The organism is Streptomyces sp. Tu 2975, from assembly GCF_009832925.1.
Classification (GTDB): Bacteria; Actinomycetota; Actinomycetes; order Streptomycetales; family Streptomycetaceae; genus Streptomyces.
The window spans coordinates 4328463-4342412 of the sequence record NZ_CP047140.1 but is presented as its reverse complement, the minus strand read 5'-3'; the positions used below and the strand labels follow the sequence as shown (position 1 = coordinate 4342412).

Below are 13950 nucleotides of genomic sequence, written 5' to 3'. Positions count from 1 at the left end.
GAGACTTCCGGCGTGACCCTTCACGAGAACGAGATCCCGGTCGACGAGACGCTGGTCCGGTCACTGCTGCAGGCGGAGCGGCCGGAGTGGGCCGGCCTGCCGCTGGAACCGGCGGGCGCGGGCACGGAGAACACCATGTACCGCCTGGGCGACGACCTGCTCGTGCGCCTTCCACGGACCGCCGACAAGGGAGAGTCGCTGCGGAAGGAGCAGGAGTGGCTTCCTCGCCTGGCGCCCCTCCTCTCCTGCCCGGTCCCCGGGCCCGTCTACGCCGGGGCGCCCACCGCCGCCTTCCCCGCGGTCTGGTCGGTCTACCGCTGGATCGACGGTGACCAGGCCGGCCCGGACACCGTCGGGGACTGGTCCGCGTTCGGCGCCGACCTGGCGGCGGTCGTCGGCGAGCTCCACAGCATCGACCTCATGGGAGCGACGCGCACGGACAGCCTCAGCTGGTACCGCGGAGGCGGCCTGGAGCCGTGCGACCGGTGGATCGGCGAAAGTCTCGACAACTGCCGGACGACCGTGGGCTCCGAGCTCGACGTCGACGCTCTGGAACAGCTGTGGCGAGCCGCACTCGCACTGCCCGAGCCCTCCGCACCTCACGTGTGGCTCCACGGCGACCTCAAACCCACCAACCTCCTTGTCCGGGAAGGCAAGCTCCACGCGGTCATAGATTTCGGGGCGCTCTCGGTCGGCTTTCCCGACGCCGAGCACTCCACCGTCTGGGACCTGCCGCCACATGCACGGCAGGCCTACTGGGACGCGTCGAGCCTCGACGACGCCACCTGGGCCCGCGCCCGCGCCTGGGCCATCGCGGTGGGCGTCAGCGGGGTCTCGTACTACTGGCACACCTTTCCCGCTTTCGTCGCCGAATGCCTGGCACGACTTCGGGCCGTCCTCGCCGACGCCGCGACGCGTTGAGCGGATGCGCCGGCTCAGGAGACACCGCGGCGCGTCGAGTGGTGCCCGCGGCTCAGGAGACGCCGCGGAAGTGCGCCGGTCGGCGTCCGGGGGCACGCCACGGTGCCGTTGAAGCAGCGGCACAGCGTCGTGGTGGTGCCCATGCCCCTGCCGCCGCGACGGCGTCGACCGTGTCGTGCCGTCCGACCGTAGGGTTCGGTCCATGGGCGGGGACACGGACCACGGACGCAGCCAGGAGCACGGCGAGGACTGGGCGACGACGCGCGCCTGGGTGTGCGGGCAACTCGGGGAAGGCGAACGGATCGAGGGCGCCGAGCGGCTTCTCGGCGGATGGACGTCCACGATGCGACGCCTGCGCGTCGCTGGGCCCGCGGGCGCGGAACGCACCCTGGTGCTCCGGTCGTTCGTCGAACCCTTGTACCTCCGGCACGCGGCGGGACTCCTCACCCGCGAGGCCGGCATGCTGCGCCTGCTCGCACCGGCCGGCGCGGTGCCGGTGGCCGAGCTCGTGGCAGTCGACCCGGACGCCGAACACTGCGACCACCCCTCGCTCCTGATGAGCCTGCTGCCGGGGCGCGTCCGGCTGGAGGACGCCGGTGCCGACCGCCGGGCCGCCCTGCTCGCGGACCAGTTGGTACGCATCCACCGGCTGGACGTACCCGAAGGGGAGCGGCCACGCGCCTACCAGGCGTGGACCGCTCCCGACCGGGTCCGGCTGCCCGGGGCGACGGACCGGCCCGACGTGTGGCGGCGCGCGGTCGACGTCGTACGCCGGGACCCGCCCGCCCACCGGGCCTGCTTCCTCCACCGTGACTTCCATCCCGGGAACGTGCTCTTCACCGGGGAGGCGGAGGATTTGCGCATCAGCGGTGTCGTCGACTGGGTGGAGACCTCCTGGGGCCCCGCCGACCTGGACGTCGCCCACTGCTCCACGGCGCTCGCCCTGCTGCACGGCCCCGACGAGGGCCTGCTCTTCGCTGACCGCTACGCCGCCGCGGGCGGGCGGCTCGCCAAGGATCCGGCCGACCACCTCTACTGGCGGATGCTCGACGCGCTGGCCTTCGCTCCGGACGCCGAGAAGGTCGCCGTCCCGTGGCGGGAACTCGGCCGCACCGACCTGACGCCGCGGCTGGTCGCCCGGCGTCTGGAGGACTACCTCGAAGCGCTGCTGCGCCGCTACGGCTGAGGCTCCCGCCCGGCCCCGTCCAGCAAGGTCATCTCGTCGTCCGAGAGCCGAAGCGAGCCGGCGGCCACGTTGTCGGCCAGGTGGTCCGGGTTGCCGGTGCCGGGGATCGCGAGCACGTGCGGGCCGCGCTGCAGCGTCCAGGCGAGCCTGACCTGCGCCGGGCTCGCCCCGTGCGCCCGGGCGACGGCGCGGACCTCCTCGCTGTCGGTGCCGCTCGCGCCGGCCTCCCGGCTGCCGCCCGCGATCGCGAAGAACGGCACGAACGCCACGCCCTGTTCGCCGCAGGAGTCCAGGAACGCGTTGTGCTCCGGGGAGGCACCCACCCCGTACGGGTTCTGCACACAGACGACCGGCGCGACGGCCCGGGCCTCCTCGAGGTGGTGCGGCCTGACGTTGGAGATACCGAGATGGCGGATCAGGCCGGCGTCCCGCAGTCCGGCGAGGACCTCGAAGTGGGCGGCCAGCGAGCCGGTTCGACCGCTCGGCGGGACCCGGAGGTTCACCACGTCCAGGTGGTCGCGGCCGAGCTGTCGCAGGTTCTCCTCGACCTGTCCCCGCAGTTGCTCCGGCGAGGCCCACCACCAGTTCCCGGACGGGTCGCGTCCCGGCCAGACCTTGGTGGTGATGACGAGGTCGGACGGGTACGGGTACAGGGCCCGGTTGATCAGCTCGTTGGCGGACCGGGTGGCCGAGAAGTAGAACGCGGCTGTGTCGATGTGGTTCACGCCGAGCTCCACGGCCCGCCGCAGCACGGCGATCGCCCGGTCCCTGTCGCTGGGAGCGCCGTCCGCGTCCGCCGTCAGCCGCATCGCGCCGAACCCGATCCGGTTGACCGTCAGGTCACCCAGCTGCCAACTCCCCGCGGCGGAGGCGGTGATCGTCTCTGTGGTCATCCCGGGAGTCTGACACGCGCGTCGGCGGCGCGACGGGGAGCGGACGAGGAACGCGGCAGCGCAGCGGCCGGGGGAAGACACTCGCGCCGTGATTCATCCCAGACCCGCCCGCAGTTGCGCGAAGGCCCGGTCGGCCGCCGCCATGGCGTCCGGCGCGATGTCCTCCGCCCGCTCCCCCGCCTCGATCCGCCGCCAGTTCTCCTCCGCGAGGATGCGCAGTACGGCGACGATCTGCCCTGCCGCCAGCCGGGCGCCGAGCCCCTGCGCCCCCGCGGCGCACAGCGCCTCGGCGAGCGCCCGTTCCGACCTGACCTGGTAGGCATGGAGCCGCGCCACGAGGCTCGGCGTCCCGTACAGCAACCGGTGGAAGGCGAGCACGCCCTCCTCGTCGTTCAGCCCGGTGACCGGGTCGCGACGCGTCAGGCCGTCGAGGACGTGGCGGTGCAGCGCCTCGAGCGGCGGGACACCGGCCGGCCGGGCGGCGACGACACGCGCGGCCTCGTCCTCGCGATCGGCGAACCGGTGCAGCGCCAGGTCCTCCTTCGTGGGGAAGTACCGGAACAGCGTCGGCTTCGAGACGTCCGCCGCGGCCGCCACCTCGGCGACGGAGACGGCGTCGAAGCCCCGCTCGAGGAAGAGCGCGACGGCCGCGTCGGAGATCGCCCGGTAGGTGAGGCGCTTCTTGCGCTCGCGCAGCCCCGTTCCGGTGCTCGGGCCGCTCATGTATGCGGTCCTTCCTCGTGCCGTGCCGCGCCCGCGAGGCGCTTCTCGACCAGGACACCCACCCCGTCCAGCAGTCGCTCGAGACCGAAGACGAACTCGAAGTCCTGGCTGTCCGGTTCGTACATCACCCGCGACTCCAGCAGGCGGGCGAGCGCCGGATACCGCTCGGGGTCGGCGAACCGCTCCAGAGTGTTCGCGTAGCGGCGCATGACCACGTCGGGGGATTCGCCGCTGGCGGCGAACGCCGCTCCGAGGTCGGCCATGAGCATGGCCTCGTTGCGTACGAAACCGCCGATCAGCAGGACCACCGAGATCTTCTCGCCCTCGTCGAGACCGGTGTCCGCCAGGGCGGCGAGGCCGCGGTCCCACCAGGCGACCGAGTTGGGGGTGGCCGGCGGGCCGGAGATGGGGATGCGCAGCATCCACGGACTGCGGTGGAACACCTCGCGCTGCGCCCACGCCCACGCTGCCAGCGCCTCGCGCCAGCCGGTCCCGGGGGCCGGGGGTTCGGGCGGCAGGCCGACGGCCTCCTCCAGCATCAGGATGTAGAGCTCGTCCTTCGCGGCGACGTACCGGTACAGCGACATCGTGGAGACGCCGAGCTCCTTGGCGACCCTCCCCATGGAGACCGCCGGGAGGCCTTCCGAGGACGCCACAGCCACGGCGGCCGCGACGATCCGCTCGATGCCGATGCCCGGCTTGGGGCCTTTCCCGGGGCGTTTCCGCAGGCCCCATGCCGCCTCGATGCTCGCCGGCAGCCCGGTTTCGGTCTTCGCACCGTCCGGGGCGCGCCTGCGTCCACTGCCCGCCATCGACTCCGCCGCCTTCTGCTGTCGCCCGCTGCCCGCCGCCCTCTCGCGCTTGACGCCCATCCTAGTAATGCGTAACCCTTACACAGTAACGCGTATCGCATACGCAGAAGGGGGCTCGCCATCATGAGCACCGGACAACCGACGGCCACCCGGCGGTCGCCGCACGACACGCCCACCGACGAGCCGGCGATCGAGGCGCACGGTCTGCGCAAGGCCTACGGGAAGGTGACCGTGCTCGACGGCATCGACCTGCGGGTCGAAAGGGGCAGCGTCTTCTCGCTGCTCGGACCGAACGGGGCGGGCAAGACCACGACCGTGCGGATCCTCGCCACACTTACCGCCGCCGACGCGGGACGTGCCCGCGTGGCAGGACACGACGTGACGGCCGACCGGGGCCGGGTACGCCGCGCCATCAGCCTCACCGGCCAGTTCGCGGCGGTCGACGAGAAGCAGACCGGCGAGGAGAACCTCCGCATGATGGCCCGCCTCGGCGGCCTGTCCCGCGCGGCGTCACGCCGCCGGGCGGCCGAGCTGCTGGAGCGCTTCGACCTCGCTGCCGCCGGACGCCGCCTCGCCGTGACGTACTCCGGCGGTATGCGCCGGCGTCTCGACCTCGCCGCCGGGCTCGTCGGCGACCCCCAGGTCGTGTTCCTGGACGAGCCGACGACCGGCCTGGACCCCCGCAGCCGCCAGGAGCTCTGGCAGGTCGTCCGCGACCTCTCCGGCCGCGGCACCACGGTCTTCCTGACCACCCAGTACCTGGAGGAGGCCGACCGGCTCGCCGACCGCGTCGCCGTCATGGACGCGGGCCGCATGGTGGCGGAGGGCACCGCCGCGCAGCTCAAGGCGAAGGTCGGCGGCCACCGCCTGGACGTCGTGTTCACGGACCGGGCCGCATACGCACGGCACGAGCAGCGGGCCGTGCACCGCTCCCCCGAGTCGCTCACGCTCGGCCTGCCGACCGACGGCACCGCCCTCGAGGTGCGCGCGCTGCTCGACGACATCGACCCGGAGCGGCGTGACGTCTCCCGCTTCTCGCTGCACACCACGACGCTCGACGACGTGTTCCTGACCCTCACCCGCACCGGCGCCGCTTCCCGGCAGGAGCCCACCCATGCCTGAGACGTCGGGCGCCGTGCGCCTGCTGACCCCCGCCCTGACCATGACCGGCCGCTGCGTCCGCCTCGGCCGCCGCGACGTCGACGCCGTCATCACCTCGATGATGCTGCCGGTCATGCTGATGCTCGTCTTCGTCTACTTCTTCGGCGGAGCGATCAACACCGGTACGGAGTACGTCAACTACGTCGCCCCGGGCATCCTCGTGCTCTGCTCGGCCTTCGGCTCGTCCGGCACGGCGGTCCGGGTGAGCGAGGACATGAAGGGCGGCATCATCGACCGCTTCCGGTCCCTCGACGTCGGCGGCACGTCGATCCTGGCCGGTCACGTCGTGGCGAGCACCGTGCGCAACGTCTTCTCGACCGCGCTGGTCCTCTCCGTCGGCCTCCTCATCGGCTTCCGCCCGTCGGCCTCCGCGGCCGGCTGGCTCGCCGCGGCGGGCATCCTGCTGGCGTTCCTGGTCGCGCTCTCCTGGTTGTCCGCGGCGGTCGGCCTGATGGCCAGAACACCGGAAGCGGCGGCCGGCTTCACCTTCTTCATGATGTTCCTGCCCTATCCGAGCAGCGCCTTCGTCCCCATCGGGACGATGCCGTCCTGGCTCCACGGCTTCGCCGACCACCAGCCGGTCACGCCGCTGATCGAGTCCCTCCGCGGGCTCCTGCACGACGAGCCGGTCGGCACGGCGCCGTGGACGGCGCTGGCGTGGTGCGCCGCGATCCTGGCGGTGGCGGTCGCGCTGTCGGGGGTTCTGTTCAGGGCGCGGACACGCTGAAGGACACCAGGGCGGTCATGATCCGGGGCACGTCCGGCGGCGGCGCCGAGCCGAGCGCCGAACGCCCGCGGGCCAGGACCGTCCGCAGCTTGTGCGAGGTCGCCTGAAGGGCACGCCAGTCGATGTCCCCCCGGGCCACGGCGAGGGCGGCGCGGATGACGTCCGTGTAGACGGACTGCGCCCGCTTGTAGCGCAGCAGATGAGGGAGGTCCTTGCGCCAGCCGCGCGAGCTCCCCGGCCGTGCCTCCTCGACCGCGTCCCGCCAGCGGCGCGCCACCGCCGCCTCCTGCTCCGCCGGATACCCCATCAGGTGCAGATGGGTGGCCAGGTCGTACAGCGGGTCGCCGAACATGGCCAGTTCCCAGTCGATCGTCCACAGCCGGCCGTCGCCGTCGACGATGAAGTTCTCCCGGTGCAGGTCCCCGTGCAGGAGACAGAAGGGGCGCCTGCTGAAGGAACGGGTCCGCTCCGCGAGCCGCAGCAGCCCTTCCTCGGGCACGCCGAGCTCCTGGAACAGCCGCCCGTACACCGGCCGGTGCGCCTGGTGGACGCGCTCCTCCGTGAAACGGATCAGCGCTTCTGCGAACGCGCCGCAGTCCCCGTCGGCGGCGCCGCCCGCCGCGCCGCGGGCCGGTTCCTCCGGCGGCAGCGCAGCAGGAGGAACGGCCGCCAGCTCGCGGAACAGCCGCTCGATCTGGGTGACATGAGCCTCCGGGACGGCGGTCCCAGGACGTCCGTGCAGAGCGAGCGTCGAGCCCTCGATGAACCGCTGGAGGCCGATGTCGTCGACCACGATGATTTCCGGAACGCTGGAGACATGACCGGCCAGAGCACGGACCAGCGCCCCTTCCGAGGGGAAGGAGCGCCGGTCGAAGCGGAGAATCCCCTCACGGGGCTCCCGGCACTTCCACCGGACCGTCCCGGCCCCGCCCGCCGGGTGGGGCAGCGGGAAGGCGTAGGTCTCGTGGTGGTACCCCTTGAGCGGCCCCTCGATCAGCGCCTCGCCGGCGCTGAGCCGCACGGCCTGCTGCCACACCCTCGCCGAAGGCTCGGCCGTCATGCTCGCTGCCCCGGTGTGAATGCGGCCGCCTCCTCGTTCACGGACCTCCCTGGATGGTGCGGTCCTCCTCCACAAGCAAGGTACAACCGTCGCGCCGCTTCGGGTCTTCGCCCGTCATCGCCTCAGGTGAACGGAAGGAACTCCGCCATTCCGGAAGCGATCAGCGGTACACCGGCCTCCCGCAGCCGTCGCCTTCCCCGCTCGGACCGGTGGTACCCGTAGAACGGCATCCCCACCTCCTGGGCGGCCCGGAAGTCCGTGCCGGTATCGCCGATCATCAGGTGCCGGTCCACGGCGACGCCGCGCAGCATGGCCGCTTGGAGCGGCGCCGGATGGGGTTTCATCAGGAGCGCGTCCCGGCCCCTGCCGACCACCGGGCCCTCGAAGCAGTGGCGCACGGACATGCGCGCCAGGATCCGTGTCGCGGCGTCCACATGGTTGTTCGTCGCGATGGAGAGGGTCCTTCCAGAGGCATGGCACGCCTCGATGAAAGCTGCGGCGCCCGGCGTGGGCGTCGCCGACTCGGCGGCCTTGCGCTCGTAGGCGTCGAGCTGGTCGTGCATCTTCGCGACGGTCTCCGCCCAACCGCCGCCGCCGTTGTTCCTCCGCATCTCCGCGGTGTGCCCGTACAGGAGGGCCATCGGGTCGGGGCAGCCGCGCAGTTCCTCGACCAGGCAGCCGTCGCGTTCGGCGATCTCCCACAGCTCGCGGGCGATGACCGCCGCGGGCTCGCCGGCGAAGACCCGCGCGATCGGGCCGTCCAGGTCGAACACGATGCACTGCGCCCGGGAGAGCATCTCCCTCATCGCGTCCGGGACCGCCACGGACGTGGTGACAGATGGCACGGTCAGAAATCCGCCTCTTTGGCTTGGTGTTTCCACATCGAATCGAAGAGGTACTGGAACGCCCGCACGATGCCGACCTGCTCGGGTGTGGAGTCGGCGGCGGCACGGAAGGGGAACAGGGTCGCCCCGGTGCCGTACGCGTCGAGGATCGTCACCTCCTCACCGTCCGGAGGGACGGTGATCGTCCCCAGCTCCGGCGGGTAGAAGCCCTGGAGCGCCAGCCGGCGGTTGAGGATGTACAGCTTGAGCTGCGGCGCGAACGGGACCAGCCGGACCTCGACGGAGACCTCGGACACCAGTCCGCGGTCGCGCAGCTCGTACAGAGACTGGCTGAGCATGGACGCGTGCGCCTGGAGAATGCCTCGCAGCCGGCGCCGTACGCGGGGGTCGTCCCGCCCGTCCTTCAGCCGTGGGATCGCCAGCACGGGAGAGTCGGTGTCCGGGAGCATCAGCCGGGCGCTGATGCTGCGCGGCGGACGGATCTCGCCGTCCATGATGCGGGTCTTCTGGGCGGACACCCTCGCCGCGAGGGTCTCCGTGGTCATCGAGAACACGTCGAGGGTGACCTCCGTGGCCTCGAACGCCTCCTCCAGGTAGGGCGCGAGCACCACCGGCGGGACACGTTCGGAGACGACCGCCCACACGTCCTCGCCGTCGCCTGCGCCGGTCTGCGCCGGGATGCTGCGCTCGCTCCGGCTCACGAACGTCCCGCTGCCCTGCCGCGACTCGATGAGCCCCTGCTCCCTGAGGACTTCGATGGCCCGGTTCACCGTCGCCCGGGAGACACCGAACCGGGAGACCAGCTCGCTCTGGGTGGGCAGACGGTCGCCCGGCCGGCGTGTCCCGTCGTTGATCTCCCTGCGCAGGGCGTCGGCGACCGAGAGGTACCGGTGCGTGTGGTCTCGCGGGACAGATCCATGACTCGTCACGCCGCAACCATACAACTGACGTACAGCCAAGGAGAGATGCCTCGCACCGACCCGACAAGAAACAAGCAACCAGACAAGTTTGCGACCATGCCCCCGGGGGGCATCACCCATACAGGTCAACCAGACCAATTTGTACGGCAGTTGACCTAACACCCGGTCCAGTTGTCAGCCCCGCAGCACAACGGAGTGCGAGCCCGGCGCCTCTCCCTCGAAGGAGTGACCCCCATGCCTCTCATCACCCTCCTCGCCGAGCAGTACGTGCAGCTGCGGTACGGCTTCGTCGCCGCCCTGGGGCTCGCCCTGCTCGCGGTCGGCATCAAGGCGGAGAACGCGGCCTGCGCGGGTATCGGCAGCTTCCTGCTGATCGCTCCGGCAGTCAGCACGGGGCCCTGACGGCGCTCGTGTTCGACGGCTGATCAGCCGTCGAACACGACGTCCGCGGCCAGCGTGCCCCAGAGACTGTCGAACCACGTCTGCGACTGGGCCACGAACGCCTGGTCCCGCCGCCCCCCGCCGGACTCGAAGGGGAAGAGCGTCGAGTCGCTGCCGAGGGCGTCGAAGATCCTCGTCTCCGTACCGGCGATGCGCTCCGTGCGCTCATGGACGTTGTAGTACGCGAAGAGCGCCTCCGCGCCGTTCAGCAGATAGAGCTTCACAGGCGGTGTGAAGGGCAGCGTCCTCAGCGTCACCTCGACGTCGATGCCCCGGGTCGCCAGGGCCTCGAGGCTCAGCAGCAGTCCCCGCCCGTGACCGTCGCGCCGCACCTGCCAGTGCCGGTGCACCTTGTCGTCGTCGGCCGCCCCCTCCGCCGGCCGCGGGAAGGCCAGCCTCATGTCGTGCGCCGGCACGAGGACCCTGACGCGGACGCTCTCCGGCGTCGCGATCTCCCGCGCCTGGACCCGCCGCAGCGGTTCGGCGAGGGCCTGGTTGAGGGTTTCCGTGGTGAGACAGATCGCGTCGACCCGCACGTTCGGCGCCTCGAACGCCTCGACCAGACGCGGTCCGAGCGCGGCGGCCGTCGTCCTGGGCGTCTCCTCCGCATCCCGTTGCGGCGGGACGGACACCCGGGCGGGCGCACCCTTGCCGCCCACCGTGATCAGACCCGCGTCGCGCAGCAGCTCCAGCGCCTGGCGGACCGTGCGCCGTTCGACGCCGAACTCGGCGGCAAGCTGTTCCTGCGTCGGCATCCGCTCGCCGGCTCTCAGCAGACCGGTACGGATGCGATCGGTCAGGACCTCTGCCACCTCGCCGTACGAGGGCTTGCCCCGGGCGGCCACTGCCTGTTGCTCGTGGGTCACACCGGAACGCTACAACTTCACCGCGCATGGCGGGAGTTACCAGGGAGTTGTTTATCTATCTTGGCCAACTGGGGACAACTTCTACAAGTTGGCGGCCAACTCGGCTGACTTCGTACGCAACTTCCCCCTTTTTGAGCGTGAGGAGAACAGCCGTGCCTCTGGTGTCCCTGGTCGTCGAGCAGTACGTGCAATGGCGCTTCGGTCTCACGGCCGCATTCGGCCTGGCCCTGCTGACCATCGGTCTCAGGTCCGAGAACTCCACCTGCGCCACCATCGGCGGCTTCCTGCTCGTGGCCCCCGCGCTGACCGCCGGGGCCTGAGCGCGAGGCCGTAGGCCCGCACCCGCCGAGCTCTCAGAACACGTCCGGGCACCAGGGCCGGCGTCCCGTGCGGAACAGCAGGTCCGCCCGCGCGGCCGCCCCCGTGGTGTGCTCGTCGAGGCGGCCCAGGGCCGTGAGACGGGTCGCCGACTCGTCACCCAGGCTGAGCGTGGCCAGTTCCCGTACGTCCAGGGTCAGGTCCGGCGACTGTGACGAGGGCGTGCAGGACGCGCCCGTCGGCGACGCGTCCAGCCGGAAGCGGCCGGACGCGAGCGCCGAGTCGTCCCGCACGTCCAGCACCAGGGTCCCCGAGCCCTGGTACGTCCGGGCGGACAGCGCGGCCGGAACGTCCAGGAGCCGCAGCCACAGGAAGTCCGCCTGCGTGACGATCTGCGCCGCGCGGGGGTCAGGCAGCAGGTGGGGCAGCAGGTCGTCGGGGGCACGGTGGCCGGAACGGACCGTGGTGATCCAGTCGACCGAGCAGACGAAGCGCCACAGGGCGCGCTCCGCGGCCGGGCTCAGCGCGATCATGTCGCGCACGGTGGCCGTGTTGAGCGGCTGCTTGCCGTCGCCCCACTTGTCGTCCGCCGAGTAGGTCAGCAGCCCGTCGACCGTGCCGTCCGGTGCGCGGTACACGGCGTAGAACGGCTCCGTCCACGGATGCGCGGGAAGCTGCGTCCGGCCGGTGTTCACCCGCCACCAGCGCTCGTCCCGGTCGACTACGCCGTGCTGCGTGGCCGCCAGCCGCTGGTGGAGCTCCGGGCCGAGCTTGCGTACGTCGTCGCCGTCGACCAGGTCGACGCGACCGCCGTCGTCCGGGCCCGCCGTTCGCGGGTCGAGACCGGCGCGGGGCACGTCCACGGACCACTCGGCAGTGGTGGTGGCCGGGCCGTAGCCGTACCGGCCGTAGATCGGGTACTCGGCGGCGATCAGCGTCGAGACGCTGTCGCCGCGCTCCTTGGCCTCGGCGAGATCGGCGTCGATCATCCGGCTGAGCAGGCCACGGCGGCGGTGCGTCGGGGAGACCGTGACGTTGGAGACGGCGCTCGCCGCGAGCCGTGCGCCGCCGACCGTGGTGAGCTGCTGGGCGAAGGAACGGTACGTCGCCACACACCGGCCGGCGTCGAACGCGCCCCTGACCCGGCCGAGATCCGTACCCGACCGGCGGTCGGCGACTTCCTCGTCGGTGACCACCGGCGGCCGGAGAAAGCCCGTGGCCAGCGCCCTGAGCCAGTCGGGGTACTCGGACTCGGCGATCAGGCGCGTTTCGACAGTCATGGACACCACGCTAGGCGGGCGGCCGAAGCCGCCGCATCCGGATTTCCGCCGCCCCGGGCGTCAGAACGCCGCCCGTACCGACCCGACCTCGACGCCGCCGCCGAGCAGCGGCAGGTGCCCGATCCGGGCGACCACCGGCGAGTCCACGCCCATCAGCGTGAGCGTCCGCGCCAGCACGGGCCCCAGCGCCCGGGTGGAACCGTCGTCGATCTTGAACGCCAGTGCCCGGCCGTCCGCCAGCGCCACCGCCTGCACCGCCTCCGCGCCCATCTTGGAGAGCGTGCCGGGCACCTCGCGCATCAGCCAGGTGTCGGGCCGGCGGGTACCGGCGACGTACTCGGGGTGGGCGCGCATCGCGTCCGCGACACGGCGCTCGGCCGTACCGGGAGCGGCGAGCACGAAGTGCCGGAAGGCGCGGGCCAGACCGGTCAGGGAGACGGCCATCAGCGGTGCGCCGCAGCCGTCCGTGCCGACGGCGCCGACCGGTTCGCCCGCCGCGTCCTCGACCACCGTGCGGACCAGCTGCTGAAGGGGGTGAATGGGGTCCAGATAGCCCTTGCGGTCCCAGCCGTTCACGGCGCAGACCGCGAGCATGGCGGCGTGCTTGCCGGAGCAGTTCATGGTGACCTTGTCGCGCACCTGCCCCGACGCGAGGTACGCCTCGGCCTCCACGGGGTCGAGCGGCAGGTCCGCGGGGGTCAGCAGCTCGTCGGCGGTCAGTCCGTGTCCGGCGAGCATCTTGCGTACGAGCTCGAGGTGGAAGGCCTCGCCCGAGTGACTGGCCGCGGCGAGTGCCAGACGCTCCCCGTCGATGTCCAGCCCGGCCCGCAGCACCGCCGCGGCCTGCATCGGCTTGTTGGACGAACGAGGGAAGACGGGCAGCGACGGATCACCGAGCGCCAGTTCCACGGTGCCGTCCGCGGCCAGCACGACCAGCGAACCCCTGTGCCGGCCCTCCACGAAGCCGGAACGCACCACCTCGGCGAGGACCGGGGATATGGCGGCGTCGGTGCTGGAGGAGGACGAGGAGGACATCGGCGGCCTTCCGGGGCAGGGGATCCGCCCACCGGAAGGATCGCTTCATGTGAGCAGGTCGTCTACTTGTGCTTCGCCTTCACGGTACCTGCGGGCGATCTCGGCACTGCAATCGTCGGCCGTCCGTTGGAGCAACCGGCGGCGGTGCGAGACCTGCTGCTCGTAGCCCAGCAGCCGGCCCATCGCCGTGTGCAACTCCTCGTCGGTGCGGGCGTCGAGGTCCGAGAGCTGGACCTCGTCGAGCATCTGGGAGGCGAGCCGCCGGTACTCCTCCCCGTGCGGTGTGGAGAGCGTCACATGGCGGGCGGACGATCCACGCCTGGACGGCGGGTCGGCGAGGATCTCCGACAGCCGGTCCACGACCAGCCGGTCCACCACCGGTGTTCCGGGTGTCCCGGTCGCGCCGGGCCCCTCACGGCGGGCCAGCTCGGCACGGAGGATGTCGATACGGCCCTGGACCAGCCGCCGCACATAGCTGAGGTCCGCCTCGTCGCGCTGCGAGTCGCGGCGCAGCGTGCGCAGCTCGGGCAGGCGCAGCGCGGTGAGGTCGTGCTCCGGGTGCGCGGGCAGTTCAGCGCCGTTGCGCTGCCGCGGCGGGCGGACCGCGGAAGCGGAATGCGGCCGGATCGGTACGGGACCGAGCGACTGCCCGGCGCCAGAAGTGCTCATGTGCGTGTGTCCGTCCCCTCGACCGGTGCATGGGCCTTCCCGGGCCCGGAGGGCCGAGGGGTTGCACCGCCTTCGTGCATGGTGCCACTCCGA

At 71.9% G+C, this 13950-nt stretch carries 16 protein-coding genes; 6 read left to right on the top strand and 10 right to left on the bottom strand.

Annotation, left to right across the window (positions count from 1 at the left end):
• Positions 1–12 precede the first annotated feature (12 nt).
• Together GLX30_RS19230 and GLX30_RS19225 are read left to right on the top strand one after the other, a co-directional pair.
• Positions 13–921 (top strand): aminoglycoside phosphotransferase family protein, encoded by a 909-nt coding sequence (locus GLX30_RS19230; RefSeq protein ID WP_159690412.1) that lies wholly within the window; start codon positions 13–15, stop codon positions 919–921.
• 202 nt (positions 922–1123) lie between these two features.
• The gene (locus GLX30_RS19225; RefSeq protein WP_159690409.1) at positions 1124–2107 is read left to right on the top strand and encodes an aminoglycoside phosphotransferase family protein; all 984 of its coding nucleotides are present in this window, start codon (positions 1124–1126) and stop codon (positions 2105–2107) included.
• Here the strand turns inward: GLX30_RS19225 and GLX30_RS19220 are convergent.
• From GLX30_RS19220 to GLX30_RS35340, 3 genes are all read right to left on the bottom strand, one after another.
• The gene (locus GLX30_RS19220) at positions 2098–3000 is read right to left on the bottom strand and encodes an oxidoreductase (protein ID WP_159690404.1); all 903 of its coding nucleotides are present in this window, start codon (positions 2998–3000) and stop codon (positions 2098–2100) included. The genes GLX30_RS19225 and GLX30_RS19220 overlap by 10 nt on opposite strands.
• A 93-nt stretch (positions 3001–3093) precedes the next feature.
• Positions 3094–3723: a TetR family transcriptional regulator gene (locus GLX30_RS35345; protein WP_159690399.1), complete on the bottom strand. Its 630-nt coding sequence runs from the start codon at positions 3721–3723 to the stop codon at positions 3094–3096.
• The gene (locus tag GLX30_RS35340) at positions 3720–4535 is read right to left on the bottom strand and encodes a TetR/AcrR family transcriptional regulator C-terminal domain-containing protein (RefSeq protein WP_159695123.1); all 816 of its coding nucleotides are present in this window, start codon (positions 4533–4535) and stop codon (positions 3720–3722) included. The genes GLX30_RS35345 and GLX30_RS35340 overlap by 4 nt, the downstream gene beginning before the upstream one ends.
• A 123-nt stretch (positions 4536–4658) precedes the next feature.
• Between GLX30_RS35340 and GLX30_RS19205 the strand changes: the two genes are divergently transcribed.
• Together GLX30_RS19205 and GLX30_RS19200 are read left to right on the top strand one after the other, a co-directional pair.
• On the top strand, positions 4659–5657 hold the full coding sequence (locus GLX30_RS19205; RefSeq protein ID WP_159690395.1) for an ATP-binding cassette domain-containing protein: 999 nt from the start codon (positions 4659–4661) through the stop codon (positions 5655–5657).
• On the top strand, positions 5650–6423 hold the full coding sequence (locus GLX30_RS19200; protein WP_159690392.1) for an ABC transporter permease: 774 nt from the start codon (positions 5650–5652) through the stop codon (positions 6421–6423). Before GLX30_RS19205 ends, GLX30_RS19200 begins: the two co-directional genes overlap by 8 nt.
• Here GLX30_RS19200 and GLX30_RS19195 read toward each other — a convergent pair.
• The 3 genes from GLX30_RS19195 to GLX30_RS19185 form a co-directional block, all read right to left on the bottom strand.
• The gene (locus GLX30_RS19195) at positions 6404–7483 is read right to left on the bottom strand and encodes a phosphotransferase (protein ID WP_159690389.1); all 1080 of its coding nucleotides are present in this window, start codon (positions 7481–7483) and stop codon (positions 6404–6406) included. The two genes, GLX30_RS19200 and GLX30_RS19195, sit on opposite strands and share 20 nt — an antisense overlap.
• Before the next feature lie 122 nt (positions 7484–7605).
• The gene (locus GLX30_RS19190) at positions 7606–8328 is read right to left on the bottom strand and encodes an HAD hydrolase-like protein (protein ID WP_244258217.1); all 723 of its coding nucleotides are present in this window, start codon (positions 8326–8328) and stop codon (positions 7606–7608) included.
• Between the two features lie 2 nt (positions 8329–8330).
• Entirely contained in the window at positions 8331–9257 is a 927-nt protein-coding gene (locus tag GLX30_RS19185) for a GntR family transcriptional regulator (protein WP_159690384.1), read from the bottom strand.
• Between the two features lie 225 nt (positions 9258–9482).
• Between GLX30_RS19185 and GLX30_RS34395 the strand changes: the two genes are divergently transcribed.
• On the top strand, positions 9483–9650 hold the full coding sequence (locus tag GLX30_RS34395; protein ID WP_167306843.1) for a hypothetical protein: 168 nt from the start codon (positions 9483–9485) through the stop codon (positions 9648–9650).
• A gap of 23 nt (positions 9651–9673) precedes the next feature.
• Here the strand turns inward: GLX30_RS34395 and GLX30_RS19180 are convergent, their stop codons facing one another.
• Positions 9674–10555, bottom strand: coding sequence for a winged helix-turn-helix domain-containing protein (locus GLX30_RS19180; RefSeq protein ID WP_159690381.1), 882 nt, complete (start codon positions 10553–10555; stop codon positions 9674–9676).
• 152 nt (positions 10556–10707) lie between these two features.
• On the opposite strand from GLX30_RS19180, the gene GLX30_RS19175 reads away from it, so the two are divergent.
• A complete protein-coding gene (locus GLX30_RS19175; RefSeq protein WP_244258216.1) occupies positions 10708–10875 on the top strand; it encodes a hypothetical protein in 168 nt (55 codons plus the stop codon).
• Positions 10876–10908: 33 nt separating this feature from the next.
• Here the strand turns inward: GLX30_RS19175 and GLX30_RS19170 are convergent, their stop codons facing one another.
• The 3 genes from GLX30_RS19170 to GLX30_RS19160 are packed head-to-tail and all read right to left on the bottom strand — an operon-like array spanning position 10909 to position 13857.
• A complete protein-coding gene (locus GLX30_RS19170) occupies positions 10909–12153 on the bottom strand; it encodes a GNAT family N-acetyltransferase (protein ID WP_159690376.1) in 1245 nt (414 codons plus the stop codon).
• A gap of 60 nt (positions 12154–12213) precedes the next feature.
• Positions 12214–13188 (bottom strand): asparaginase, encoded by a 975-nt coding sequence (locus GLX30_RS19165; protein ID WP_159690375.1) that lies wholly within the window; start codon positions 13186–13188, stop codon positions 12214–12216.
• A 45-nt stretch (positions 13189–13233) separates the two neighbouring features.
• A complete protein-coding gene (locus tag GLX30_RS19160) occupies positions 13234–13857 on the bottom strand; it encodes an AmfC protein (RefSeq protein ID WP_159690372.1) in 624 nt (207 codons plus the stop codon).
• Between the last annotated feature and the right edge of the window lie 93 nt (positions 13858–13950).